Below are 26,456 nucleotides of genomic sequence, written 5' to 3'. Positions count from 1 at the left end.
ATGGGCTATAGAGAAGATAGAATGAACGAGAGACAATTTCTTTCTGAGTGGTCAGAAAGCCAACTCGTTGAGTTAATTCAAGGTGTTTTAACCCAATTCAAGAACGGAGAACTCTTGGATGATTTTATACTGCCAATAAGGTCAGAGTTAGATAAGCTTAAGCAAGATAGTTTTAGGCTAAGGGATGATTTAGATTCCCTAAATGATAGGTTTGAGAATGTAGATTATTACAATACCCGAAAGTTCGATGAAATATATGAGTTTGAGAATGAGAGGGCACATAACGCTGTGAACGAAGGGATTAATTCATGCTTCAACTTTAGTCAGTTGGCAATATTCTTTAGCATGATGAAAAAAATGAAGGTTTTGTCAGCGAGTGACTCCATAATAGCGGAAAATGCAAATGATCTAACGGGCGTTGGTAAGGAATCATTTAGAAAAGGGCTAGGAATGAACAAGCCGAACAGTAGTTTTAAAGAGGACTATCCAAATGAGAAACACTATGAGAATTTGAATAAAGTAAGGGGAGTCTTGGGTGAAATGATAGAGTCTTTAAATGTGAGTATGAAGGAAATTCAGGATAGTGTACCCCTTGAAAAAAGGGCTAATATTTAGATTTTCCTCCCTTGCCCCTCCCGATGTATAGTGAGGGGTTCCGGTTCTTATTACCCCATATGATTCACTATTTGCTTCAAAACTAAAATCATGAAGCAGATCAATGCTATGTTACTCGTAGAAATCAGAAAGCAGGTTGAAGATGTAGTAGACCAAAAGCTTTCAAATCAAAAAGAACCTCAGCACTTTCTTACTCGTGAAGAGGCTGCAGAATTTTGCAGAACATCACAGACTAATTTCGATCGTTGGGTAGCAGCCGGTGATATACGTTCAATAAGAATGTATGGCCGGGTGCTATTCTCAAGAAATTGGTTAATCGATGATTTACAAAAGATGCGAAGCACAACCGTTTAAGGATAGTAAGAAAATGCCGGTTGACTTTGTGAAATTACAAGCGCCTACAGATTTATGGGCCTTTCAAACTATGGACAGAAAGCCTATTCAGTATATGAATAGGCTTTTTAGACCGTCACTCACTACTACTGAGGTAGGCTTTCCTAAATATTGGACTAGTAAGGTTTCTGATAATGAGAAGGGGTTTTACCATAAAATTGACTTGGTAAGAGGAAGGCATGAGCTCTGTAATTCCTTATGGAAATATTATCACGGCCATAACGCCTGTTCTTTTACTTTAAATGAGTGTTTTGATGCACTTGAAAAGTTGTGCTTAGATGTAGGGGAGGATGCTTTTCAATTTGTGGTCAATCACCTTGAGATTGGCGTGTTTTTTCAAGTAAACTTTGACTTGATACAAAAGGTGCGAATGACTTACAAGAACAGTGCTTTCGATGCCATGAAAAAAAGTAAGTCTAGAGAAGTGTATGGTTGGCGTTTGCAATTAACTCAGTTTGAAATAAAGCTTTATGACGTAAGAGCTAAGCAGCGTTTAGCGAAAGAAGTGATAGACGCACCCGTAGGATCATATAGGTTTGAGATAAAGTATTACGATAAAAAAATACTCCGAAAAATGGGAGTAAAAGTTACCGAGGACCTTTTTATTGGAGAATGCCCTTTATTTATTCATTGGCAAAATGTCGTTCAAACCATCGTTTTTAAGCTATTCCCAGATATTCCTTCAGGATTAAAAACTAGTGATATCAAAAATCTTTGCCTTTACCTTTCTGATGGGTTTGAGGAGTTTCAAAGAATTGTAAAACAGAAGCCTAGTGGTAAAACAGATCTTGCAAGGGTTAGGGATTCAGTCGAAAGAAATAGAATGTTACTCGATGGGAAAATAAACCTGAAAGAGCTATTGCTTGAGACCTTTAATTCGAACTTGTTATTATGTGGAAAATAGTATACATAATGTGTCTATCTAAAGGTCATTAAAAAAGGTGTTAAGTAAAATTCTAAGAGAATAAAGCATATTAAATCTTCATCTCTTAAGAACGTTTGTTTTAGCTCATTTCAGGCACTACTCAATTTTTAATTGCTATCAAAAGCTAACCTTTTAATTAAGAAACATTCGTTAAGTGTTATTGTCAAGAGGTGACATTTTGCCCTTCATAAACTTAACAAAACTTCACATTTTATTATTCTTTATTCTGTTTCGAAAACTGTTGTTTTGCGGTTCGACTACATGAAATGAATTCTAGGTATCGTTGTATTTACGATTTCTGCTGTGCATTCAAATCTTCTATGATATTTTGAATTGATTGAGAAACCAATATGGACAGCTGTTATGGATATTTTACCTGTGCCCGCTGCTTCATACAAATTGACCTTCCTTAGAAACAAATCCTTCAAGACTTCCACTTGCTCATTTGAAGAGGTATTAAAGTGTGAATGTTTTAAAATGCTCGTAGTGTCTAAAAACTAAACTTCAATTTTATGCACTAATTCGGTAAGCTTGCTATTAAGTGTTGTAATGCTTGATAAAGGAATAAAATCTCCTTGATTTTTTGACTTAGTAGATTTTTGAAGGGCAAAAACCTCTATATCAAGATCTTTACATTTTTCAAGTATATCTTTTCTTGGCTGTCTGTAACAGACGAGAATGGACTTAGTGGAAATGCCACCATATAACTTCTTTACAGCTCTAATCTTATTTACTGATTCCTGTTTTACATCACCGGCTTTACATTCTAAGAATATCATACTTTTACCAGTACTCAAGATTATATCAATCTCATTCTTTGCCTTTTCTTGATCAGAGTTGACCAAAAGTTCTACTCCCAAAAATAATTGTTTTTTTGCACTCCAGCTTCGAACCGTTTTGGCAACCACTAATTCCCACCAAAGACCGGAAAAACATATTTCGAAAGCTTTTTTATGGTTCAAGTGTTCATTGAACTCAGGTGATTTAATTTTCAGGAGCTCATTTCTCCACGTTAATTCTACTCCATTATCCAAATTGATATTGTAGGGTTTCGAGTAATCCTTTATTCTAGAGGCAACCCTGCTAAACAACCTACTAATGCCTTTCTTTTTGATCAAATCCAACATTCGGAAAGCAATATCAAACTCACTTTCAGTAATTGAAGATAATGAAGTCTTGTTGATCTTTGAATGACCCGATAATCGAAGAAAAGTTTCAATCTTGATATCACTCTTCAATGGTATATATTCTTTCTTCTTAAAGAAGAAAAACTCCTTTTTCTGATCGAGATAAAAAGATTCCAATCCTAAATCCTTGAAAACATTATGAGCTGCTAATGTCATAATTTTAGTACCTCCCGTCAGATTTAGTTCAAATTCATCTTTCTCGTTTTCAAACACAATTTTCTCTATAACCGATGAAATATTATCAAAGTCGTAGGGGTCTACTTTGTGTAAATCAAAAGAGATAAAACTAAAGCTTTCCTGAATTAACTTCAGCTTTTCTTTGAGTTGTTCGGTGTAAATTAAATGGACGTGGTCAGGGTTTCTTTCTTTAATCCCCCAATAGATAGGTATAACTTGACCTCCTAGTAAAGCTATTTGAGTGTTTTTCATTCCGATAATTTGATCTCTGGCTGATCTGTATTCGGGTTGTAAACGATATTCAACACTTCAGTTCCTGGTTTTGGTTTTCGTAACTCCTGTAGGTATTCGGTAAAGTCTACATAAACAATTTTACAGGCATAATCTTTTGCAAAAATTGATGCTGAGGCAACCATTGACTTTTTGCCACCGGTAATATCTACCACAATCTTAGAGTGATTATTTAAGATTAATTGTTCCTTTAGCGCCTTGTACATTTCTAAAAATGACTCGTCATTCAGTCTAATTATGCTATATCCGTCTTCTAAATACTTTTGAAGAACTTCTTCCACGGCTTTGTTTTCACCTGTGGTGACAATTACATGTTTTGAAGGCTTCATAGCCTTGGCGGTAAGGATTATCGGTTCAGGAGAGAAGCCTAGAATGGAAATCAACATATCTTCGTTATTAAAGGAATCTTGAAATCTATTTTGAAAAGACTCTATTATTTCGGGCAGAAGTTTGGAGAAATACAACTCTTGTGCCTCTTCGAACTCACCTGATCTTGACAGTTGGATCCAGTTTTCGGTATATCTTATCTCATTCATAATGAAAACTCATTTCTTCGTATCTAATCAAGTATTTTTCAAAACCTTTGTAAGAACTTTGTGCCTGATTCAATTTAATCATTCCATTTTCAAAGTTTGTTTCAAAAGCACCTCCGTTAATATCGAGGGCCATTAAGTTTCCGCCTTTATAAAAGCCATAGAAAGGTTTTTCTGCTAAATGATCGCTCTGGGACTTATTTAAGTTTTTGCAGTCAAAGCTTATTTTTTTCAATGGAGGAGGGCATTTTAATCCCTTTTCCTTTACATACCACTCATAAGAAGCAAAGTAGTGCTTCCTGATAGTTCCTTTTTCTAATTGATAAGGCGCATTCGCAACCTGCCATTTCATAAAGGATCTTAGCGCATCATTTTGAGGTCCGTTCAATTTTGCACCGACTTCAAAACCACTTTTTAATCCATGTCTACCGTCTATATTGGCAGTAAAAATCATCCCACTTTGTTCGTTAGAAAGTCCTTTAGAATGGTTAAAAACGTCACCATAAATTTTGCACCCTAATTCAGCAAATTCAATACAACCAAGCATGTGCAATGGTCTATAGTTCATGCCTCTGCAGAAGATTTGTATATCGACTCCTCGATTAATGGCTCTCTTTATTGAGTCCATAAATTCAGTTAAATTTTCTAATCCAATGATGCAATAAGAGGACATAATTATTTCTTTCTGAGCCTCTTCAATTAATTCTATTAGACTAGAATAAATCGAATTGTTTAAGTTCCCAAGTGTATATAAAAAGTCTTTCGGGTCATTGGGAAGCCATTCTGATGAGAGTGAAAAGTTCGAATGCTTAATAAACTTTCTTCCAGTTCCTGACTTTACAAATTGATTATAGGTTGTTCCATAGCGATATATGGAGTCAAAAAGTTTTGATGCTACATCCGAAGAGTTTTGCTGCAAATAAACACCTGACTCAGGATTTTTATTTAATGAGGGAGTTGTAATATTGGCTGAGGTGACTAAAGTTTTTTTATTATCAACAATGATGAATTTAGCATGGACATTCTCAGCTGCCCTTATATGAGCCCCTTCATTGAATAGTGAGTTGATAGCGTTTAAATGAGTTTCATTTGTGTTTTCTTGAAGTTCTTCTTCTGTTAAGAGGCTCGCAGAGAATTTGGAGGAGTCAAGCTGTGTGAGGATGAAAATACAACAGTCTGTTGTTCTTAATTTATTGAGTAGAGCATTAATGATTTCTGAATCTGTTAGTATGAAGGAACAAAGTTTTATGCATACCTCTGCTATCTCAATGAGATCAAGTATAATATTCTTTAATTCAGTTTGTCCTTCTAGCGTAATAGGTAGTTCATTGTTTGACGTCCAAGCTTGGAAGGATTTGTTTTTCTTGACAAAAAGCCAATCATTAAAAGTATCGGTGTCTTTTTTAATCTTCATGCCTCGCTTGGATCATTCATAAAAAGCTTCATATCAATTTTTTCTAGAATGCCATTCAGTTCTAGATCTATTAGATTTTTCCTGAAGTTCCCTTTCATGTTGTTTTTCATAGTTAATACCTCTTCCAACGGTGGGGAGAAATCATATTCTTTGCATAGTGCATATAATTCACAAATTTCTTGAACAAGCACATCAGTAGTTTTGAAGGTTATAAATAACTTCCAAACACCATGAAGAGGATTTCTACTTATATAGTCTCGACCTCGAAGTAGGTTTATGATTATAGACTTTTTGTCTCTCGTGCGATCCAGTAGTTTTTTAGTAATGACTAATACAAGCTCATTTTTATCGCATATTATATTTTCATTCTCTAAGCCAGTTAGACTATATTCAATCTCAATAAATTCTTTAAACTCATCTTCTGTGATATAGAAAAGTCTGTTATTCCCAAAGTCATTGTTATCAGCTTCAAACCAATTTGTACCGATCGTGGGGCCGTGATTTTTTGAAGGGTTTAGTTGTACAAGCAAACCTTGAATCTTTGCCTCTAAAATCTTCTTTATTTCAGTTATTGGTTCGTTTTCACCAGAAAGACTTAGGCCATTAGTGATCTGTTTAACTGGTTTTCCATCGTCAGAAAGAGATACCAATAACGGTAACGTCAATAATGTGTAAGACATTGATTCTATCTTTTCAAGCCCTATAGGTATACCAAATCTAGACTTTTGATCTTCATTCAGTGATTCAATGGAGGTTTTGATTTTTTCTTCAGAAATAGGTTCATGTACAAGGTCAGGGGCAAAAGGTCTTTGAATAATCACCTGTCCGTCATCCTTAGTGAAAAAATTATAATATTCTTCACTTATAAAATGAGAACTATAGTACCACGCTAAATTCTTGGAAACCGGCCGATTATTGGTTCCGTCTAGGTAAATATCAATATCTTTTCTACTATACCGTTTTTCAGAGCCTTCGGTAATAAATAGCCTGCCTTTGGTAGTTATACTTTTTCCATTTTCTACTAACTCTTCATTCTCTAACTTTATTATTCTATTTTCTATAGCTCTTTTTGAAACGCCCAGAATAGTTGAGATTGAATTAGCATCGGTTGGATTATCTTTGACTAGGTCAAGGATGGCTTTGTCTAGTATTTCAAGTTCATCCGGTGTAGAGTCTAAAATTGTAGCATGAATACAATAGATTGGGTATTGAAGGAAAGCCAATGCACGCAAATAACCTTGATTATTTTCTAGCAAAGTGTTGTAATGCTGCTCTATGTCTAAAGTTATTCTAAACATGCCTGCCTTTGTTCTTTAATAATGCCATAGTTTCAGATAGCTCTATTTGTCTTTTTTGATCTTTGTAGCTGAGAATCATGACGTCTAAAGGGTCTCCTTTAGAATAGTGCTTTTTGATTTCATTCCGCTTTTTGGGATTCAATTGGGAAATGTGCACTAAGCCTGAAAAGCCTGAATCAAATGTTACAAATATTCCAAAAGGTGCAACATCTTTAATGGTGGTTTTAATGATTGTTTGAGCAGGGTTTGCTTCTTTAAAGACCTCCCATTTTTCAATTTCTTTAATTTGCTTTAGCCCGAGTTGGAATTTCTTTAGCTCATCATTATAATCTAGAAGGACAACTTGAATTTCATCCTTTACCTTGAAATCTTGAGACAAGTCTAGGTTCTTGTCATCGCCTATATTTGAAATATGCAAGAGTCCGTCAAGACCATGGGAGGTTATAAACATACCGTAGTCTTTAATTATCTTAATTTTTCCCCTAACCTTAGAACCCACTGGAAATTTCTTTTTGAACTCCTCGTATAACAAGTAATCTCCGGCTGCTCTTGATTCTGAAGTTCGTGCCTTGACATTTTCTTTTGTTTGTTTGATTCCCAAACTTATTTGTTTATTCTCAATATTGATTTTGAGAACCTTAACGTCAACTTCTTGATCAACTTCTAGATGATCATTCACATCAGCCACAAAGTGTTGTGAAATGTCTGTTTTATGAACTAAGCCATCCAATCCATCTATAGTGACAAAGGCTCCATAAGGCACAATCGCTTTTACAACACCCTTTACATTGGACCCTACGGGATATTTTTCTTGGAATCTCTCATGTGGGCTTTTAAAGTCATAATCATCATCATTAGTTTCATAAAAAGCCCCAATATTCTCATCATTGCTTAGTTCTACGAGCTTTTGAAATAATTTTGTGAAAGGGAATAAGCCATCATAATGGCTTGACTGTTGAGTAAGTGTTCGACTATTTCCTATTAAAATAAGTTTCTTTTTGGCTCTACTGAACGCAACATTTAATCTTCTTGCATCATCAAGGAAACCTACTTTCTTTTTTTCTTGATCTGGGCTAGCACTTCGTGTAAAACTAAATACAATGATATCGAACTCCATACCCTGAAAAGAGTCCAATGTAGCCACTTCAATATTGGATAAAGAGTGCTTAGCGGAGGCCTCCAATTCTGTTTTAATCAGAGCTACTTGAGATTTGTAAGGGGCTATGACCGCAACTTCTCTATCCTTTACGCCAAATTCTAGGAGTTTAGGAAGTATATCTTGTACAAGAATTTGAGCTTCGGTCTGATTGATAATGGAAAATCCTTTCTGCCTCTCATAAGGATTTTCAAAAGCTCCCGTACTGAAAAATATGATTTCTTTATTAAAAGGCGCAGGTAAGGCTAATTCATTCAAATGTGTACTCGAACCCATTTTAACATCTCCGTCATAAAAGGATTCACTAACAAATCTACCAATGTTCGGGTGCATGCGATGTTGATAGTTTAACATCTCTTTATTAGTCAATGGAAATTGACCAGCGTCTATTCTTTTCGTTAGAAATTCAAAGAATGAAGTTTTTAGTGCATACTCAATTTCTTCTTTTCCATACCTGAAACCATACTTAGATTTTGGGAAACTATTCTCTTCTTTTGGGTCTAAGAGGTCACTTTCTATATATGGCGGTAACTGTTTTTGATCACCCACTAGAATGATCTTCTTGGCCATAGAAATAGCGACCAAAGACTCAGCAAGATTGGCCTTACCTGCTTCATCTATTATAACAGTATCAAATTGAAACTGTATTTCATTGAATACTTGATCGAGTTTAATACCAATACATGTCGCAAAAACAACATCTACACTGCTATAAAGGATTGGTGCTATTATTATTTCAAGTCCTGATTCAACACTAGTTTTCCATTTGTTTAGTGTATCGAAAATACTCTTTGTTTTTATTAGTGAATTTGACTTCAATAAATCAACTAGGTCAAAATTGAACCCTGCCAATTTATCCCGTACTACTGGTGAGTACTCTTCTCTTAGGACTTTAACGGTACCCCTAATTTCTTCATCACTTTTCTTTAATTCCCATAATTCAATAATTGCAATTTGGGTGTCGATGAATCTAAGAAAGTCTTTAGTATAGGCTTTGATTTGCTCGTTAGGATGATGTTGTTGTAGGCTCTCTCTTATCTTGTTTTTAACTCCAAGTCTTAATAAAGACAGTGACTTTTCTTCAGTCAATTTTTCAAGTACATTGTCTACCGCAATATGGGTTTGACTTGTCACCAAGACCTTCTCTCCTTGACTCACAAGTTGCCTAACAACTTCTGTAATGACGGTTGTTTTACCAGTACCAGGTGGTCCCTGTATTAAGAAAATGTCTTTGTTACCAATCGCTTTTCTAACAGCTTTTACTTGTCGATTATCAGTTTTTTGGTCTTCTGTTTTCCGCAGGTTTTCATTGAATAATTCAGCTTGCGATTCAAAAGGAGTTTTAATTCTTTTTGGGTTTACCAATAAGTTTTCGACATGATCAAGTTTTAATTTTTTATCGAAGAAATCTCTAATAATTTCTCTTTGTACTTGGTACTGCCTGAGTGAAGCTTTTTTCTGGATATATAACTCTTTAACCTCTTTTAGAGGCAAAGAGTCTTCAATTTCTAATAACCAAACTTCGCCAAATTGTCTAGCTTTTGCAGAGCCGAACTTTTTATACTCATAAGTCCTATCCTTTTTGTTGGACTTTATTCTTTCACGGAGGTCAAGGTAAATTTCTCCCTCTTCATCTTTTCCGAAATAATCATCAACCTCTGGGGGAAGAATCCATGATATTTTTTCACCACCTTGTGTTCTTTGAATGTCAGATAATGGGAATGGAGGAGGCAGATTCTTTTTGGCATGGTCTATCTGGTATTCTAAAAATTTATCAAATATTTGAAGAGACTTTCCCTCACTTCGTATGATCTCTCCAGTCTTCATTTTTAACTCAGTAAAAATTATTGAAGCCTGACTTTTTAATTGTAACCGTCTAAGAATAGAGACCTGTTTCTTTGATTCACCGATTGGAACATTGTCTGTTGGACTTAGTAAAGAAATTCCGTCAACAAGTACGTATGACCCGATTTTTGAACTTATTTGTTTACCTCTAGAGGCATTTGTATCCTTTCTTCCAAATGATGCATTGAAAATGAAAAATTGACATGATTCTTCATCAAATTCATTAATAACTCCATGAAAGTTGAGCTGGTCATTATAAATTGTAAAGAACTCTTTGTCATTACGCTTGGAAAGATTTATCCAAAAAGATTGTTTCTCAATATGTTCGAAGGCTTCTTTAATTATTTTTTCCTCATCATTCGCCTTGTTGAGAATACTGGGAATTACTTGTGCCTGAAAGTTGTCCCAAGCAGAGTGGTTTAATCCGAATGAAAGGTATAACCTTGAATTAGTGACTAACTCTTTTGAAAACAATTGTGGTTCTGCTTCAAAAGCTGATTCTAGAAATTCTAACTCATCTGGGCCTGCAAAATCATTGTAAATGGATTTAGTGAAACTTTCAAAAGACCTGAAATCTTCATCTTTGATTACAATACTACTTTGTGGTAAATTGCTTCCTTCAAGGTCATTTTCTTGACTAGTCTGTACTGGCTTTGAAAGAATGAGTAGATTAGTTTCTCGGTCTTTTGTAACTAATTGAAAATCATCACCTTGATAAGAGTGATCGAAAATTATACCAGTTAAATCATTTTGGAGTTCAACTACTTGCCCCGTTGAAAGGACATCAACGGATTTGCCAGAAATTATATCACCAAGTTTAAGATTCTTCCAATAGTCTGTCTCAATTGGCTTATCAAGGAGATGGCGGACACTAAACCTAATATGATTATCATTAGGGGTAATTTCATATACAGCTGCCTTAATTCTATCTCCTTCCTTTATAGACTTAAATTGAATTTCAGCTCTTGTGAGGTTCCAGTCAAGGTCGAGAATTGAGATTGTAGAAGTGAAATTTTTGCTTACATCTAACTCTAAAACACCCGGTTCTATCTTCCTTTTTACTTCTGTTTCAATAAGTGTCCCAGGACTAAATTGCTCTATGGAATAATTATCAACTGCCATTACTAGAAAGATTTATTCCATAGTGGTAATTGACCGCTCGCTTCATGAAACTTGGTAAGTAAATCATGTTCAATTTCTCGAGGGAAGTCTATATCAACTTCACCGTGGGTGACATACCATTTGATATAAATTCTGTCGAAGCCAGCTAGTCTCATTTGTTTTTGCCATGAGTTTCTTCTTGCCTCACCGAATTGTTTTCCCTTAACTATTCTTCCTCCAATACCATCCGAACGGTGAATGATTTTACCATTTGGGCCTTTTCTTCCTGATATGCCAATGTAAATGAGGTGGTTCAACTGAATCTTTTTTGCAAATACTAAATAGATTCCGCTCCACTTTCTAGGTGCGTTACACTGATCATTGAGATTTTCGTTCAAGCCTAAGCTGAACTCACCTTTTACTTGATATCTTTCTAAGAATTCAAGCATTTGAATTGTATTTAACTTCTGGCTCAGCAGCTATCAATAACTCTTCTCTTTCCTCTTCTGCCCCCTCAAAAACCTCTTTCAAACAACTCTGCATTAATTGCTGAATTTGTACTTCTCCTTCTTCAATGGCTTGCTCTAGCTGGTCACAAAGGGCCATTAGGGTATTGACCTTTTGGATTATAGCTAGCTGCTCCTCTAAACCTGGAAGTGGGAGCCTCATATTAAGAACCGTTTTTCTATCAATTCCAGGGATTAAACCATTAGCAGCATTTTTGAAAAAACTCAGATTAATATCGAGGAACAGCTTAATGTAAATTAGCTCTGAGGAGATTGTGTTGATTGCCATAATTTGTCTAGCAATGTGTGCCTCAGGTTCTTCGAGCCATCCCATTTTACCAACACCAGATCCTTTGCATGTCAGAAGCAAATCTCCTTTATTCGCAATTGATCTAGGAGCATTCGTCCAGCGACTTATCAAGACTCTTTCATTCTGAAGATTGCTTGCTCCTGTTATGTAAGGAAGACCAATGACTTCCGAGTCGGAGTATTCATGTGGTTTTAAGTCTTGTCCAGACTTTAGAGTTATTATTTCACCCAACCTACTCCAAACCCATCCCTCAGGCAATTCATAAGGAATCTCCTCCTCAGTGATCTCAGGAAGTGGTTTTTCCTTTTTGATCTTTTTGGCTTTGATCAGCTCTTCTTTCTCAGCTTTGATCTTGGCTAATAGGGTGGAGGCAGAGTTAGGTCCTGAAACAAGTTCAGGATGACGTTTCCTCCAATGCTTGGTGAGCTTGCCTTGAACAGCTAATTGCAGAATGCTTTCTCTTAACTTCTTGACTCCACTTTTCTCCGTAAAGAACTCATTGAAATGTGGTCGTAAGAAACTCCAGCTTTTGCTAGTGTCCTCATTGGTTAATTGGACTAGGGCAGAGGTGACAAAATCTTCTTTAAGTTGTACTCTGGATTTGGTCTGCTCTTCTAAGGCCTCCACTTCTTTAAAGAGTTGCTCAACAATTTCGACTATGGCTTTTTGTTCTTCTAGGGGTGGGATGGGGATATATAAGGCGGCAAATGAGTTTCTTGAAATGCCACCAATTATTCCGGTCATATTATCTCTAAAAGCAATTTGGAAAGATTCTGAACCATATAAACTTTGAACATAAACTGACTCTATATTTCCGAATTGTTCTAAAGCAAAAAGTTTATTTCCAAAACAAACATCTTCTTCTACAATCCCCATTTTCTTGCCGGCACTGCCACCTTCAGAGCAGATCAGAACGGTACCTTTTCTTGCCACTTTAAACTTTGGTTCATCAAATGGAATCCTAACCCCATTGTTATAGTCAATTGTGTCATTCAAATAGCCTACATCTTTCGTTGCTATATAAGGATAGCCTTCACTAAGTCCAGAATACTTCGATTCTTTTATGCTCTTGTTAACGCTATTACCATTAAACAAAAAACCAATTTGACCAATGCGATCCCACTCCCAGGTTTCAGGGACTTCGAAGTAAACCTCATCAAGATCAACTGGCTCTAGCTTTTCCTTCTTTATTTTCTTTTCCCTAATGAGTTGAGCTTTTTCCTTTTGTATTTTCTTCAATAAGGTAGAAGCGGGCTCTACATTTGGATTTTGCTTTCTCCAGTTCCTAGTCAGTCTACCTTGAATGGCTAATTGCAAAATCAAGCCCTTGAGCTCCTCAGCATTCTTAGGACGTATGGTTAACTCCTGAAATAGGTCTAGTAGCTTCATTTATTTCAGGGCTTCGGTTAATACTTGGGTAATCTCGTTTTGCAGATTAGTAATCTTCTCAGACGTAGCTCTGTATTGCGTCAATAGTTCTTCAGGGCTAGCTAGGTCATCACTTTCTTGGTGAGGGTTCTTGATATCGAGGTTATAGCCTCTTTTCTTGATTTCGTCTATACCTACCTTCCAAGCATACTTATTCTCCTCTCTATTGTCCCACCAAGCTTTTTCAAGGTCAAACTCTTTGATGTCAATCGGCTTGCCTTTGTTATAGCTTTTGACTCCCTCAGGGTACGGATGCTCAAAGTACCAGGTCTCTTTGGTAGGCGCTCCCTTTTCAAAGAAAAGTAAGTTGGTTTTGATGCCTGTGTAAGGGTTGAATACACCATTAGGTAGCCTAACAATGGTGTGGAGGTTACATTTCTCCATTAGCTCCTCTTTGATACGGGTCTTCACACCCTCACCAAATAGAGTGCCGTCAGGTAGTACTACGGCACATCTTCCACCATCCTTCAATAAACGTATGATCAAGGCCAAGAAGAGGTCAGCCGTTTCCTTGGTTCTAAAGCGAGAAGGGAAATTAGTGTCGGTTCCTTCTTCCTCCGTACCTCCGAAAGGAGGGTTGGTCAAGATGATATCTACCCGGTCTTTCTTTTCCCAATCGTTATAAGGTCTTCCAAGGTAGTTGTCATGCTTAATGATAGGCTGCTCAATATCATGTAAGATCAGGTTGGTAGCGGCCAGCATATGAGGCATAGGTTTTTTCTCAACCCCTTGAATGCTGTTTTGCAAGGTCTGTCTATGCTCGGCAGTCTGTACATCGTTTTTTCGGATATGCTCCAAAGCACAAATGAGGAAGCCGCCAGTTCCGCAAGCGGGGTCAAGCACGGTTTCGCCCAAACGAGGATTGGTCATGTCTACCATAAACTGGGTTACAGCCCTTGGCGTGTAGTATTCGCCCGCATTGCCTGCGCTTTGCAGGTCTTTTAAGATCTTCTCATAAATGTCGTTAAAGAGGTGTCGGTCTTCTTGATCATTGAAGTCGATCAGGTTGATCTTATTGACGATCTGGCGAATCAAAGTACCCGACTTCATGTAGTTGTAAGAGTCCTCAAAAATAGACTTCACTAACCATCCTTTAGGATCTTCAGTAGGAGAGACGTTCAGTTCTTTAAGGGTTTTGAATAAGTCGTTGTTAACGAACTCTAACAGCTCATCACCGGTTAAACCTTCTTCATCACTTGCCCATTGTTGCCAACGGAGTCTTTCCGGGACAGGGCTTTGATAGTTGTCTTCAAGCAATTCCCATTCCTGCTCCTTGTCGTCAAATATTTTCAAGAAGATCATCCATACCAGTTGAGAGATGCGCTGTGCATCGCCATCCACTCCGGCATCTTGCCGCATAATGTCTTGTATAGATTTTAAAGTACTGGTTACGTTAGTCATACTGCTCTATTCCTTCTTTCAGTTTTATTAATTCGTCTCTATGTTCTAGCATTTTAGCCTCAACCTTATTTACAATTGGGGTAATTTTATCAAGAAAAGCCTCGACCTCTTTTTCACTGTCCTCATCCCATTTTTCCATTTTCTCTTCTAAAGGCCATTTTAAACTTGTTTTGAAATGTGCTTTCCATTTTTGACCCAATTTTTTCCTTGAATCGGGTATTTCAGAAAGTATTTCTGTGAGTCTTTCGGCATAGTCAAAGTATTGAACAGGCGGAGATACATAAGAATTGAATGAAATATTCTTTCCGTAATAAAATCCCAATTCGAATAAGAATGCTTCTTTATCAGGCCATCCATTGGCTTTCTTATATTTCATGATCATCTCCTCCATAGCGGGTGTGTAGAACTTTACATAATACCTGTTTTTTGAACCAATTTTCCAACCCTTACTTTTGACCATTTGATCTAGTTTCTCTTGAAATTCATCAAAGGGATCTGGTATGTTATCATAAATGAAATCGAGTAACTCTTTATGATTGTTGTAAAGCTGCTTTGCGATTAAGTTTACTTGATCATTTGACATGATATTTTGCTTTAAAATGGTAGAATAGTCTTTCAAATAGTTGGTTATAGACTCTCCAAATTGGTGGCCTCTAATAGCTAATATGTTTTCGATTATTTCATTTATTCTTTCGTAAGAATAGTTGACATAGAACTCATCCTCGCTTGACTCAATGCCATAAGGACTCAAATAGACAAAAGCCTTTCTGTGTTTGGGAAACTCCTTTTCTATGGTGTCTTTATATCTTTTCAGTTGTTCACTATGCTCTCCCGACCAAACTTTGTTTTCAATGGCAATCGCAATTTTTTCAGTTAAAATTAGAATATCGATTTTCTTCCATTCTCTACGGATTTCGACATTTGTTAAATCAATTTTAGCTAATTCAATAAGTGAGAACGAAGAGGATCTATTGTCAACAAACACATCCTGTAAAAAACGAGAAAGGAAAACTTCGTTCATGCCATGTGTCTCTGCGGGGTCAAGAAGCCAACTGATGAAATTTGAGTGATTGAGTTCTTTGTGCTCAACTCTAAGTACTCTGAAGATATTAGGCTCTTTCAGAAGTAAGCCAAGTTGGTCAAATGAAGGATCTTTTAATAATTCAGCATATTTCTGCTCAACTTCATTTCTTTCCATTTTTAGGCTGATTTATAGAGTTCGGTTTCCAATTCTTTTAAGGCTTCCAAGTATTGGTTCTTACCTCCAAAAGACTTCACTAACTGAGGTAACGAGCCCATAGTATTAAAAGGTTGAACCTTTAATACTTCCATGTCTTCAATGGAAAGGATGCCTTCATTCTCATACTTTTCTAATAGTGCTTTGATTACGCTTTGAGCTTTTTCAGAATACTTCCCAAAGTAATTGCGTTTACGCACATTGTTAGCTCGTTCTTGTCTAGTCAGTGCAGGTTGGTCAAATGCCACATGAGCGATCAAGTCAAAGGTATCCATGTCTTTACCAACTTCCTTTTTTAACTCGTCAAGAAATACGCCTTCTTCTAATAGCTCTTTAATGATTGCCTCTTTCTTTTCTTCCGATGTCCATCGATTGATAAAGGTGTTCAGGTCGGCATAGCATTCTTTAATGTTTTTACGAGAATAGTCAGTTAAACTTTCGGTGATGAGCTGGCCTTGGCCATCGAGGTATTGAACCCTTTCATTTACGATGCTAACCGGCACATCTTTGATGTAGTACTTTCTAGGTTCATCATCACCTTTTCCAGGTCCAAAAGGAGGTAAGCCTCCAGAGCCTGTGTCTACTCCGGTAGGCACATCTGTTTCTGTGCCTTCAGGGCCACCTTCTCCATCTATTATGACGTTGTCAGGCGGAAGAACAGGTCCGTTTTCGTCAGTAGTGTAAATCTGTACAGGATCACCATCAAAGTCAGGGTCTGCAAAAAGGTTGGTTGCCTTTCTGAAGTCCATAATGGTAAAGAATACCTTGTTGTCTTGTTCTCTTATTCGAGTACCTCTACCAACAATTTGCTTGAACTCAGTCATTGAACCGATATTGGCTTCAAGAACAATGAGCTTGACCATTTTGGTATCTACTCCAGTTGTAAGGAGCTTCGAAGTAGTAGCAATGACAGGGAAACGTTCTTCAACGTCCGTGAAACGCTCAATTTCATGCTTGCCAACTTCATCATTACCCGTTATTCGAACGACATAATTAGGATGCTTTTTGACTAATTCTACATTGGCATTTATCAATGCTTGTCTCATGCGCTCGGCATGCTCTGTATCAATACAGAAGACAATCGTTTTGGCGAAAGGGTCGGTTTGTTGAAGGAACTCAGTTATCTTATTGGCAACTGTCTGTGTGCGTTCATCAATGACTAAGCTCTTGTCATAGTCTTTAGTGTTATAAACCCTATCCTTGACTTGGTGGCCGTATTTATCAGTTTTTCCAGTTTCAGGTCTGTAACCATCATCTATATTTAAGGCTAACCTAATCACTTTATAAGGAGCAAGGAAACCATCGTCAATACCTTGCTTAAGTGAGTAGGTGTAAAGAGGTTCACCGAAGTAAGCAATGTTGGATACATCCTCTGTTTCTTTTGGCGTGGCTGTCAAACCAATGTGTGTTGCACTATCAAAGTATCTTAAAATCTCTCTCCATGCAGAAGCTTCAGAGGCACTTCCTCTGTGGCACTCATCAATAATAATACAGTCAAAGAAGTCAGAGGAGAACTCTTTAAAGGCCTTCTTCGCTTCTTCTGGGCTAGTCAAACCCTGGTAAATGCCAAAATAGACTTGATAAGCCTTGTCTATCTTGCGGCCAGTAATTTTGGTCATGATGTCCTGACCAAAGGGTTTGAAATCCCCACTCTTGGTTTGGTCGGTCAGGATGTTTCTATCAGCCAAAAAGAGTATCCTCTTCACTGCCCCTGCTTTGTGCAATCTCCAGGCAATTTGAAAGGCTGTATAAGTCTTTCCAGTTCCAGTGGCCATTACTAATAGGATACGTTGTTGTCCTTTGGCTACTGCTTCTACCGTTCTGTTGACGGCAATAGATTGATAGTATCTTGGTTCTTTGCCCGACTCGTCCTTATGAAATTCTTGATTAACTATTTTTTCAGCCTCGGGAGATTCAATTCCTTTATAAAGCCTATATCTGTTCCATAGTGCTTCCGGGGAGGGGAACTCATCCAAAGCAAGCTCTTTCTCCGTCATGCCATCAGTAGCACTCTTGTCATGGAATAAGAAACCTTTTCCATTTGAGCTAAACACAAAAGGAATATCGAGCATTTCAGAGTATTCCAATCCCTGTTGCATTCCTGAGCCCACGGAATGCTTAGCATCCTTCGCTTCAATGATTGCAATGGGGTGGCCAGTAATGTGGTAAAGGATGTAGTCCGCTCGTTTGCGTTTACCTCTAGTGTATGAATTACCTCTAACGTTGATTCGGCCATCAGTGAACGTGACCTCTCTGCGAACTTGCTTTTTAGTATCCCATCCAGCTTTGGCAATTGCCGGAGTGATGTAATTCATACAGATATCAGTTTCAGAGAGGTGTTTCATTAGATTTTCAAGAAATAAGCCTTTCAAACTAAAGGGAGAAAAGCAAAAAGCAAAGCTTGACTGTGTGGAATGGTTAAAAAAAGAGAATAAAAGGAATAGTAATTAGTGTTTTATTAGGTTCTCTATTTTGTTCTTTGATTTTGTCTTAATGTAAGTTCATTAGAGTGAAAAAAAATACTAGCTGAGATAATGCTCTGTCATCAAGACGATTTTTAAGGTGAAGGAGATATTTTACTTATTTAATAATAGAGGATCTTCAGTTGGCCAAGAATGAAGATTGAATAGCCTAAAAAACACTTCAAAAGGGGTAGTAGCTTGCCAATAACTTGCCAAAAAAGAAAAAACCCCACTGAGACTATCAGATGGGGTTTTTTGGTGATCCGCTCAGGACTCGAACCTGAAACCTACTGCTTAGAAGGCAGTTGCTCTATCCAGTTGAGCTAGCAGACCAACGGGCTTTTTCAAAAGCGAGTGCAAATATAGTGAAATGCTTTTTTCTTATGCAAAGGGTATGGCCAAAAATCTTTAGAAAAATTTAAGTGTTCACTTTAAAGCGAATTGGCTAATTTCAGCTAACTATTTTTTATGAACACTGATCTTTCTAGCGAAAACCTTAAAAAGGCAGCCTATTGGATAATTATCCTGACCGGCTTTGTTGTTGCCCTTATTTACTTCCGTTCGTTCCTTGAGCCTATTGTATTGGCCCTACTAGTATGGTATCTCATTCGTACCACTAGAAAGTACATAGCTAAGCTCTCAATTAACGGTAGGGCATTGCCTCACTGGCTTCAGCGCGTTGTAGCTTTTGTTCTAACAATCTCATTTATCTACGGCATTTATCAGATCATATCTGTCAATATCGCGCTGATTATAGAGAATGCAGATACTTATGATGATAACCTACAACTGTTTCTAGAGCGTATGCATGTATTCTCTGAACGGTACGACTTTCTGCCCAATGTAGAAGAAGCTATTGAGAGAATAGATTATCAGGCTATTCTGGGTACTACATTTAGTTCGCTTAGCGTGGTGTTGGGTAATTTTACGCTTGTCATAGTCTATGTCATCTTTTTTCTAATAGAAGAAAATTACCTCGATAAGAAGCTGATGAATATGTTTCAGAAGGAGGGAAGTAGAAAGAGTGTAGCCGACATTTTCGATCGCATCAGTAGGTCGGTAAATAAGTACTTCACGGTAAAGACGGAGGTGAGTCTTTTGACAGGAATTGTCAGTTATATTCTGCTGAGAATTCTTGGGGTAGACTTCCCGGTTTTGTGGGCCTTTATCATCTTTGTTTTAAACTATATTCCTTACGTTGGATCGTTGGTAGCGACCCTGCTTCCAGCCATATTTTCCATCTTTCAATTTGCCTCTTTCTGGCCCTTTGTTTACGTGCTTGTAACGGTAGAGGTAGTACAGATAATTATAGGTAATTATGTGGAGCCAAAGCTTATGGGGCGCACCTTAAATCTGAGCCCTCTGGTAGTGATTATTGCACTCTCATTTTGGGGTAGTATTTGGGGTATTTTAGGGATGATTTTATCCGTGCCTCTCATTTCAATTTTAGTCATTATTTCAGCTCAGTTCCCTTCTACTAGAGGCATAGCAATTATGCTTAGTGAGAATGGTAGTTTGAGAGATATTGAGCACGATGAAGATGAAATATAGGTTGCTTAAAAAGGCTAATGTTCAGCTTTCCGAAATAGGCTTTGGGTGCATGTCTTTGGGTATGAATAATGCCGAAAACGAACGGTTGATTCGTGCTGCTTTTGACAGTGGGGTCAACTATTTTGATACAGCAGATATCTACCAAAACGGCTTCAATGAAGAGACAGTCGGAAGGGCGTTAAGACCAATTCGAAGTAAAGTGTTCTTGGCTACTAAGGTTAGTAATAGGCCTAGGTCAAATGCTGAAGGCTGGGATTGGGTGCCTAGAAAAAGTTATATTTTAGAAGCTGTAGATAAAAGCTTGAGTAGGTTAGATACGGATTACATAGATCTTTATCAACTACATGGAGGAACGATAGAGGATGATAGGGAAGAGGTAGTGGAGGCTTTCGAGTTTTTGAAGCATCAGGGTAAGATTCTCCATTGGGGGATCTCGTCTATTAGACCTAATGTTGTTCGTGAATACGTTAAGTTTTCTGGTTTTGTTTCCGATATGTTGCAGTATAGTCTTTTGGATAGAAGGCCAGAAGAAGAGTTGCTGGATTTATTAGAGAATCACGAAGTTGGAGTAGTGGTTAGGGGTGTACTGGCAAAAGGATTTTTAGCTAATAAAGATTTAAGTGATTACTTAGATTATAGTATTGAAGATATTGATTTACTGAGAAATAAGATGAGTTTATTCTCAATTGAGAAAATGACAAAATCTCAGGTTGCTCTCAAGTGGTTGTTGGCGCACTCAGCAGTCACCTCTGTTGTGGTGGGGATAAGAACTATGGCCCAGTTGAATGATGTTCTAGGATTGTATAGCAGTAGGGAATTGAGCACAGAAGAAGTTAGGGAGCTGTCGGAAGTTCTAAGTCCTAACTTCTATAAAAGTCATAGATGAACTTCTGCTCGAGTAATGAGGTTGAACATATTCTGAGGCAGAACCTTTAGTTCTAAAGTTTTCAGGGGCTCTAGTTTTTTATGCTTTAAGGTATTCTGAATAGCTAACGGAAATCTACAATTGCATGAGCTGAGTGTAATGGGTGTAAATTACTTAAAAGTTGAAGCGTATTTTTAGTTTGAATCGAAATGAAAAGAACCTCTATTCCGAAATCTACTTATGAATTTTTAAGCCAGCTTAACGTCAATAATAATCGAGATTGGTTCAATGAAAATAAGAAGAGATATCAGCAAGAGCATGACTACGTGATTGAGTTTGTAGATGAGCTTTTGGCTAAAATGAGAGAGGTAGATCAGCTCTCAAATGAGTCAGGGAAAAAGAGCTTAATGCGGATATATAGGGATGTAAGATTCTCAAAAGATAAGCGGCCTTATGACCCTCGTTTTGCAGGGAGTTTTTCGCGCATAAAGCCTGCATTGAGAGGTGGTTATTTTTTTAGATTTAAGCCGGGTGAAACGGTGGTTGGCGGAGGCTTTTATGGGCCTAATTCTGACGACCTGAAATTGATCAGAGAACACATTGCTCAAGACGATGAGCCGTTGAGAGAAGTGCTAGAAAATGAGTCGTTCAAATCGGTGTTTGGAGCGCTGATGGGAGAGCAATTAAAGACGGCTCCCAAGGGCTTCGAAAAGGACCATCCTGCCATAGATTTGTTACGCTATAAATCCATGTATGTCTTTAGGTCTTTTAGTGATGAAGAGGCTCAATCTTCAGCCTTTCTTGAGGAGGCTATGAATACCTTTTTGGCCATCCGTCCCTTCTTCGATGTAATGACAGAATACCTCACTACAGACCTCAATGGGATGTCGTTAATTGACTAAAACCATTTCTCATTTTACACTGTTGAACCATCATGAACAGAAAAGTGGTTTTCGATTTTCTAGAAGACTTGAGTAGGAATAACTCAAAGGAATGGATGGATAAAAATCGAGCTAGATATGAAGAATCTAAATCGATATTAATCGAGGTTTTCGATCCTATTTTGGAGGAGCTTAAGTTGATCGATCCTCGAATTGTTCAGCCAAATGCTCGAAAGTCTCTTAGTAGAATCAACAATAACCTGATGTTTCACCCAGATAGGCCTACCTATAAAGACCATATGGGGCTAGGGTTTGGTTATGGGAAGGGTTTGGCAGATTTCTATATTCATCTTGGGGTACATGAGCAATTGATAGCTGGGGGCTTGTGGCATCCTTCAAGTGAAAAGCTCAAGCTGCTTAGGCAGGAAATAGACTATGAGGGAGAAAGGCTAAACTCCATCTTAAACCAGCCGTTCTTTGCTAAGCATTTTACACTTTATGAGGAAGATATGTTGAAAGGAAGCCCGAAGGGATATGCTTCGGATCATCCTCATATTCACTTACTAAAGATGAAGAGCTTGGCTGCTTTTAGGCCAATTACTAGAGAAGACTTTTACAGTAGCTCTTTCGATAGTATGGTTATAGAATCTTATAAGGCTATTGTTCCTTTGTTAGATTTTGCCAATGTAGCCATACAAGAGCATTGACTTTCATAAGTGCTCCGTTCAGCTCAAATTGAATTAAATAAACATATTGACCTGAAAGATTAATGCTTGCTATGTTTCTTTTGTGTAGGGTTTATTTGCTCAATGCACAACAAGAACCGCTCATAGAAGCAGTGCCATAGTAGGATTTGCATAGAAGCACTACAACGCCAAAATATTCTCGAGAAGAGCATCTGCGCCAGATGCTAAAGGAGGGGAGAGCGTGCACTTTTTAATTGCAGCCAAAATGGGGGCAGGATAAAACCGCCACCCTAGTAACTAATAATTCAGATGGTAAGTCAATTACTCTAATTTTTAGAAGGATTAGTGTGGTGGGAATAGAAGGTGGAGAATATTGATTATCAAATACTTAAATGCATGGCAACATCGGTAGTGATATTTTTATGCATAAAAACCTGAAAAATTCATGGTGTAGGCTATTGCAAAAAGAATTTTCCCTCTATATTTGCACTCCCATTAGGGAAGAGGGTAACAGCTCAAACGATAATTATCAGAGAGTTTTTACTCAAACCAATGGTCTCGGGGTGTAGCGTAGCCCGGTCATCGCGCCTGCTTTGGGAGCAGGAGGTCGCAGGTTCGAATCCTGCCACCCCGACAAAAGCCAACCAAATGAGGTTGGTTTTTTTGTGTAGATCACAGCCCATTTTATTGGTTTGAAAACATTGAATTATCGGTTGATAGTTTATATTTGCAAACCTTTAGCAAAACAACCACACGGAGGGGTGGGTGAGTGGCTGAAACCAGCAGTTTGCTAAACTGTCGTACTGGGAAACTGGTACCGGGGGTTCGAATCCCCCTCCCTCCGCACAAACAAAAAAGGCTTCCATTTGGAGGCCTTTTTCGTTTGTCTAAAGTCTGACTTCTAATCTCTAAAGTCTATTCATACCTCAATGCCTTAACAGGGTTTTGCTGAGCGGCCTTAAGCGAATGAAAACTCACGGTTAAGAATGCTACTAACAGAGCTAGAATGCCAGCTATTGCTGCAGCACTAATAATGGCGGTTGGTAGGTCCATAGTGTACTGAAATACCTGTAGCCACTCTTCTATCAATAAATATGCTATTGGAGCTGCAATGGCAAAGCCTACAATTACAAGCAGCATAATATCTCTAAAAATCAAATAGACTAATTGTGGTATGGTGGCTCCCAAAACCTTTCTTACCCCAATTTCTTTTATTCTGGTGGCTGTGGTATAACTAGAAAGCCCAAGAAGCCCTAGACAGCTAATAATTATACAGATGTAGGAGAGTGAGGCTGTTAACCTACTCTGGCGTTTGTCTGACTTGTAAAGGTTTTCTGCTTGAGTATCTAGTAATCCATATTCAAAAGGGTGACTTGGGTCTAGCTCGTCATACTTGTTCTCTAGGTAATTTAAGGTCTGTTGTAAAGTGCCAGCCTTAGCGTGAACTACAACAGACGGATTAACCTGAGTAAGAGTTCCAAATCGTTCATACCTCAAAATAAGGGTAGGTTCAACTTTAACATGAAGAGAGAAAGCGTTGAAGTCTTTAACCACTCCTATTACCCTACTAGGATTGCCTTGTTGTCCTGCAGGTTGGACTTTTTTGCCTAAGGCGCTTTCTGGATCAGCCCAACCTTGATAAGCCACCATAGCCTCATTTACCAGCACCCCTTGGGTAGGATCGGTTGGTATGTTTTCATCAAAGTCTCGTCCGGCTATTAACTCCATTTCCATAGCGTTCACGAAGTTTTCACCAATAAACATCAGATTGTAAGTGTCAGTTTTCATGGTGGTATCGGCTTCTTCTACCATCATTACTTGTCGGCCACCTCCAATTAATCGGTTGCCAACGGAGTTAGCATTACTGGCGCTTAATCCGGTAGTCGTGGTTACATCTATAATATTAGGGTTCTCTCTTAATTCGTTTTGAATTACTTCTAATCTGCGGCTTACCAGTGTGTCTCTAGTAGGAATAATAATTACGTTGTCTTTATTGAAGCCAAGGTCTTTGTTTCGCATGTAGCTAATCTGGTTGCTCATTAAAAGTGTGGCAATCACTACACCAATAGATACAAAGAACTGAAAGGCAACTAAGCCCTTTCTCATAAAGGTGCTACCAGGACCAGTTTTTACAGAGCCCTTCATGGCATTAATAACAGAGATGGCGGATAGGTAAAATGCCGGATATAGGCCAGAAAGAACACCTAGAATAATGGTTATACCTAGTGACCCAAATAGTAATAGTGGGTTGTTGAACCAGTCTAAGCTGAGTTGTTTACCTAGTAATTCGTTGATGTTAACTCCATAAATAAGAAGGTATACCAAGCCGACAGCTAAGAGTAAAGAACAGAATGTAATAAGTATAGATTCACTAAGAAACTGAGAAACTAACTTGCCTTTGGTAGAGCCAAGAACTTTTTTAATACCTACCTCTTTAGATCTTTTTGTGGCTCTTGCAGTAGCTAAGTTCATGTAATTGATGCTGGCCAAGATCAATACAAAAATGCCAATTGCCATAAATGACTGAGTATATGCTTTATTTCCAGTGGCTAAATCGTACTGAACTTTCGAATTGAAATGTATCTCATTCAAAGGAACTAGCCTAGGTTCAAAGCTGGCTTCACGCAGTGATGGAGCAAACTGTCTGATAGGTGCCATATACTGATCAAATACCTCATGGAACCTATTGTAAATATTATTGACATCGTAATTCTTAGGTAAGAGCACATAAGAGTAGGTGCCTATATTCCATAGCTGACTCATGCGCTGTTGCGCATTCATAGGAGGTTGGCCAGAGGTTAAGGTGGAATAAGAAATCAGTCCATTAAAGGTCAGGTGAACGTTGTCAGGAAGGTCTTTAATTACACCTTTTACGGTAAAAGTATTCTGATCAGTTTTTACAAGTTGATTAAGAGGTGGTTGGTTTCCAAAAAGTCTTTTGGCTGTACTTTCAGTTAGTACTAAGCTTCTAGGTTCCACTAAAGCTGTCCTTGGGTCGCCCTGAATAAACTCATGAGTAAATATGTTGAACATGGCAGAATCAGCGAAGTACATATCATCTACATAGAAATTTTTGTCTTCAATTCTGAATAGTAATTGTCCTGCACTTTGTACACGCGTGAAAGATTGTATCTCAGGGAACTCCATTTGCATGGTTTCTGGCAATGCAACAGAGGTAAGAGCAAACTCATCATTTTTAGGTGGAATGTAGAATTTAGATTCAATCCGGTAAACTTGATCCCACTTATCATGATGCTTATCGAATGTTAAATCGCTCTGCACATATAGAAGAATTATAATGCTTACAGCTAAGCCTAGTGCTAAACCAAAAATGTTGAGGAAGGCATAGAACTTGTTTTTGAGGAGTACACGCAATGCGTAAATGAGGTTTTTCATAGTGTTGGGTTTGAGTATGACCGATGGTATCTTTCAGGAGGACGGTGCTGCCTTTTCTTTTGTTGACAAAAGAAAGTCCTCACCAATCTCTTGCTGGTAAATATTCTACAAAAACAGTCTTATTGAACTTTAAAAATGAAGAGTGATTCATTTTTCTAGCTGTGCGGCACATGAACCTATTGACGCCTAGGGTTTTAGTGAAGGAGTGGAGGTTGGTTAATTAAAAAAATCATCCAAGACCAGTTCTGCCTCCTGAGCAATTCTTAGTTCTTAGAGCTGCCTACTTATTTTAGTTTTATAACTTGGGTTTATGAAGGAACCGAAAATTGAAAAGCTTCAAAAAATGCAGCTTGTGGGTAAACACATCACCATGTCTCTTTCGAATAATAGAACTGCTGAATTATGGGGCGCTTTTATGCCTGTGAGGGACAGTGTTTTGAATAGGGCGAATGACAATTACTATTCTGTTGAGGTTTATCCAGAAGGTTACTTCGAGCACTTCAATCCAAACACTGAATTTGAGAAGTGGGCTGCGGTAAAAGTTGAAGAAGTTACCGATCTGCCTGAAGCCATGGAAAGCCTAACGGTTCCTGAAGGGTTGTATGCGGTATTTCCATTCAAAGGCACTCCTGCCAATGTTCCTCAGTTTATGCAGCATATTTTTGGTGTTTGGTTACCGCACTCTAAATATCAGCTAGATAATCGCCCTCACTTTGCTTTAATGGGAGAGAAGTACAAAAACAACGATCCAGAATCTGAAGAAGACTTCTGGGTGCCAGTTAGGTTGAAGTAAGGTTT

General features: G+C 37.9%; 19 protein-coding genes and 3 tRNA genes. 10 read left to right on the top strand and 12 right to left on the bottom strand.

All coding sequences use genetic code 11. From position 1 onward, the window contains the following. The 3 genes from T7867_RS18550 to T7867_RS18540 all read left to right on the top strand — a co-directional run bounded on the left by T7867_RS18550 (position 1) and on the right by T7867_RS18540 (position 1,912). Positions 1-615, top strand: a complete 615-nt coding sequence (locus tag T7867_RS18550; RefSeq protein ID WP_068224721.1) for a hypothetical protein — start codon at positions 1-3, stop codon at positions 613-615. 90 nt (positions 616-705) lie between these two features. Continuing rightward, positions 706-969: a MerR family transcriptional regulator gene (locus tag T7867_RS18545; protein WP_068224718.1), complete on the top strand. Its 264-nt coding sequence runs from the start codon at positions 706-708 to the stop codon at positions 967-969. Continuing rightward, on the top strand, positions 935-1,912 hold the full coding sequence (locus T7867_RS18540) for a hypothetical protein (RefSeq protein ID WP_068224715.1): 978 nt from the start codon (positions 935-937) through the stop codon (positions 1,910-1,912). The genes T7867_RS18545 and T7867_RS18540 overlap by 35 nt, the downstream gene beginning before the upstream one ends. Before the next feature lie 518 nt (positions 1,913-2,430). On the opposite strand, the gene T7867_RS18535 is transcribed toward T7867_RS18540, so the two are convergent. The 11 genes from T7867_RS18535 to T7867_RS18485 form a co-directional block, all read right to left on the bottom strand. Beyond that, positions 2,431-3,549 carry a Card1-like endonuclease domain-containing protein gene (locus T7867_RS18535; RefSeq protein WP_068224700.1) on the bottom strand — a complete coding sequence of 373 codons (1,119 nt, stop codon included), beginning with the start codon at positions 3,547-3,549 and terminating at the stop codon, positions 2,431-2,433. Then, complete coding sequence (locus T7867_RS18530) at positions 3,546-4,124, bottom strand: hypothetical protein (RefSeq protein ID WP_068224697.1); 579 nt, start codon at positions 4,122-4,124, stop codon at positions 3,546-3,548. The genes T7867_RS18535 and T7867_RS18530 overlap by 4 nt, the downstream gene beginning before the upstream one ends. Further along, positions 4,117-5,535, bottom strand: coding sequence for a phospholipase D-like domain-containing protein (locus T7867_RS18525; protein WP_068224695.1), 1,419 nt, complete (start codon positions 5,533-5,535; stop codon positions 4,117-4,119). Before T7867_RS18525 ends, T7867_RS18530 begins: the two co-directional genes overlap by 8 nt. Next, entirely contained in the window at positions 5,532-6,833 is a 1,302-nt protein-coding gene (locus T7867_RS18520) for a hypothetical protein (RefSeq protein ID WP_322299643.1), read from the bottom strand. The genes T7867_RS18525 and T7867_RS18520 overlap by 4 nt, the downstream gene beginning before the upstream one ends. After that, a complete protein-coding gene (locus T7867_RS18515) occupies positions 6,826-10,956 on the bottom strand; it encodes an AAA domain-containing protein (protein ID WP_068224689.1) in 4,131 nt (1,376 codons plus the stop codon). Before T7867_RS18515 ends, T7867_RS18520 begins: the two co-directional genes overlap by 8 nt. A 2-nt stretch (positions 10,957-10,958) precedes the next feature. Continuing rightward, a complete protein-coding gene (locus tag T7867_RS18510) occupies positions 10,959-11,384 on the bottom strand; it encodes a hypothetical protein (RefSeq protein WP_068224687.1) in 426 nt (141 codons plus the stop codon). After that, entirely contained in the window at positions 11,377-13,140 is a 1,764-nt protein-coding gene (locus T7867_RS18505) for a restriction endonuclease subunit S (protein WP_068224677.1), read from the bottom strand. The genes T7867_RS18510 and T7867_RS18505 overlap by 8 nt, the downstream gene beginning before the upstream one ends. Next, positions 13,141-14,580: a type I restriction-modification system subunit M gene (locus tag T7867_RS18500; RefSeq protein ID WP_322299642.1), complete on the bottom strand. Its 1,440-nt coding sequence runs from the start codon at positions 14,578-14,580 to the stop codon at positions 13,141-13,143. Further along, positions 14,573-15,778: a PDDEXK-like family protein gene (locus T7867_RS18495; protein WP_068224672.1), complete on the bottom strand. Its 1,206-nt coding sequence runs from the start codon at positions 15,776-15,778 to the stop codon at positions 14,573-14,575. The genes T7867_RS18500 and T7867_RS18495 overlap by 8 nt, the downstream gene beginning before the upstream one ends. 2 nt (positions 15,779-15,780) lie before the next feature. Continuing rightward, complete coding sequence (gene hsdR / locus T7867_RS18490; RefSeq protein WP_068224769.1) at positions 15,781-18,162, bottom strand: EcoAI/FtnUII family type I restriction enzme subunit R; 2,382 nt, start codon at positions 18,160-18,162, stop codon at positions 15,781-15,783. A 373-nt stretch (positions 18,163-18,535) separates the two neighbouring features. Next, positions 18,536-18,612 (bottom strand) — tRNA-Arg (locus T7867_RS18485). A gap of 135 nt (positions 18,613-18,747) precedes the next feature. On the opposite strand from T7867_RS18485, the gene T7867_RS18480 reads away from it, so the two are divergent. The 6 genes from T7867_RS18480 to T7867_RS18455 all read left to right on the top strand — a co-directional run bounded on the left by T7867_RS18480 (position 18,748) and on the right by T7867_RS18455 (position 23,106). Beyond that, positions 18,748-19,830, top strand: a complete 1,083-nt coding sequence (locus T7867_RS18480) for an AI-2E family transporter (RefSeq protein WP_068224669.1) — start codon at positions 18,748-18,750, stop codon at positions 19,828-19,830. Continuing rightward, positions 19,820-20,716 (top strand): aldo/keto reductase, encoded by an 897-nt coding sequence (locus T7867_RS18475; RefSeq protein ID WP_068224767.1) that lies wholly within the window; start codon positions 19,820-19,822, stop codon positions 20,714-20,716. Before T7867_RS18480 ends, T7867_RS18475 begins: the two co-directional genes overlap by 11 nt. A 188-nt stretch (positions 20,717-20,904) precedes the next feature. Continuing rightward, positions 20,905-21,597, top strand: a complete 693-nt coding sequence (locus tag T7867_RS18470) for a DUF2461 domain-containing protein (RefSeq protein ID WP_068224667.1) — start codon at positions 20,905-20,907, stop codon at positions 21,595-21,597. A 32-nt stretch (positions 21,598-21,629) separates the two neighbouring features. Next, positions 21,630-22,283, top strand: a complete 654-nt coding sequence (locus T7867_RS18465; RefSeq protein ID WP_068224664.1) for a DUF2461 domain-containing protein — start codon at positions 21,630-21,632, stop codon at positions 22,281-22,283. 538 nt (positions 22,284-22,821) lie between these two features. Beyond that, positions 22,822-22,896, top strand: a tRNA-Pro gene (locus T7867_RS18460). Between the two features lie 121 nt (positions 22,897-23,017). Further along, positions 23,018-23,106 (top strand) — tRNA-Ser (locus tag T7867_RS18455). 71 nt (positions 23,107-23,177) lie between these two features. On the opposite strand, the gene T7867_RS18450 is transcribed toward T7867_RS18455, so the two are convergent. Further along, a complete protein-coding gene (locus tag T7867_RS18450; RefSeq protein ID WP_068224661.1) occupies positions 23,178-25,658 on the bottom strand; it encodes an ABC transporter permease in 2,481 nt (826 codons plus the stop codon). Between the two features lie 310 nt (positions 25,659-25,968). On the opposite strand from T7867_RS18450, the gene T7867_RS18445 reads away from it, so the two are divergent. Beyond that, the gene (locus T7867_RS18445; protein ID WP_084375756.1) at positions 25,969-26,451 is read left to right on the top strand and encodes a GyrI-like domain-containing protein; all 483 of its coding nucleotides are present in this window, start codon (positions 25,969-25,971) and stop codon (positions 26,449-26,451) included. The last annotated feature ends 5 nt before the right edge of the window (positions 26,452-26,456 follow it).

It is taken from the genome of Roseivirga spongicola, from assembly GCF_034376045.1.
Taxonomy (GTDB): domain Bacteria; phylum Bacteroidota; class Bacteroidia; order Cytophagales; family Cyclobacteriaceae; genus Roseivirga; species Roseivirga spongicola.
This window is presented reverse-complemented; position numbering and strand designations above follow the sequence as displayed.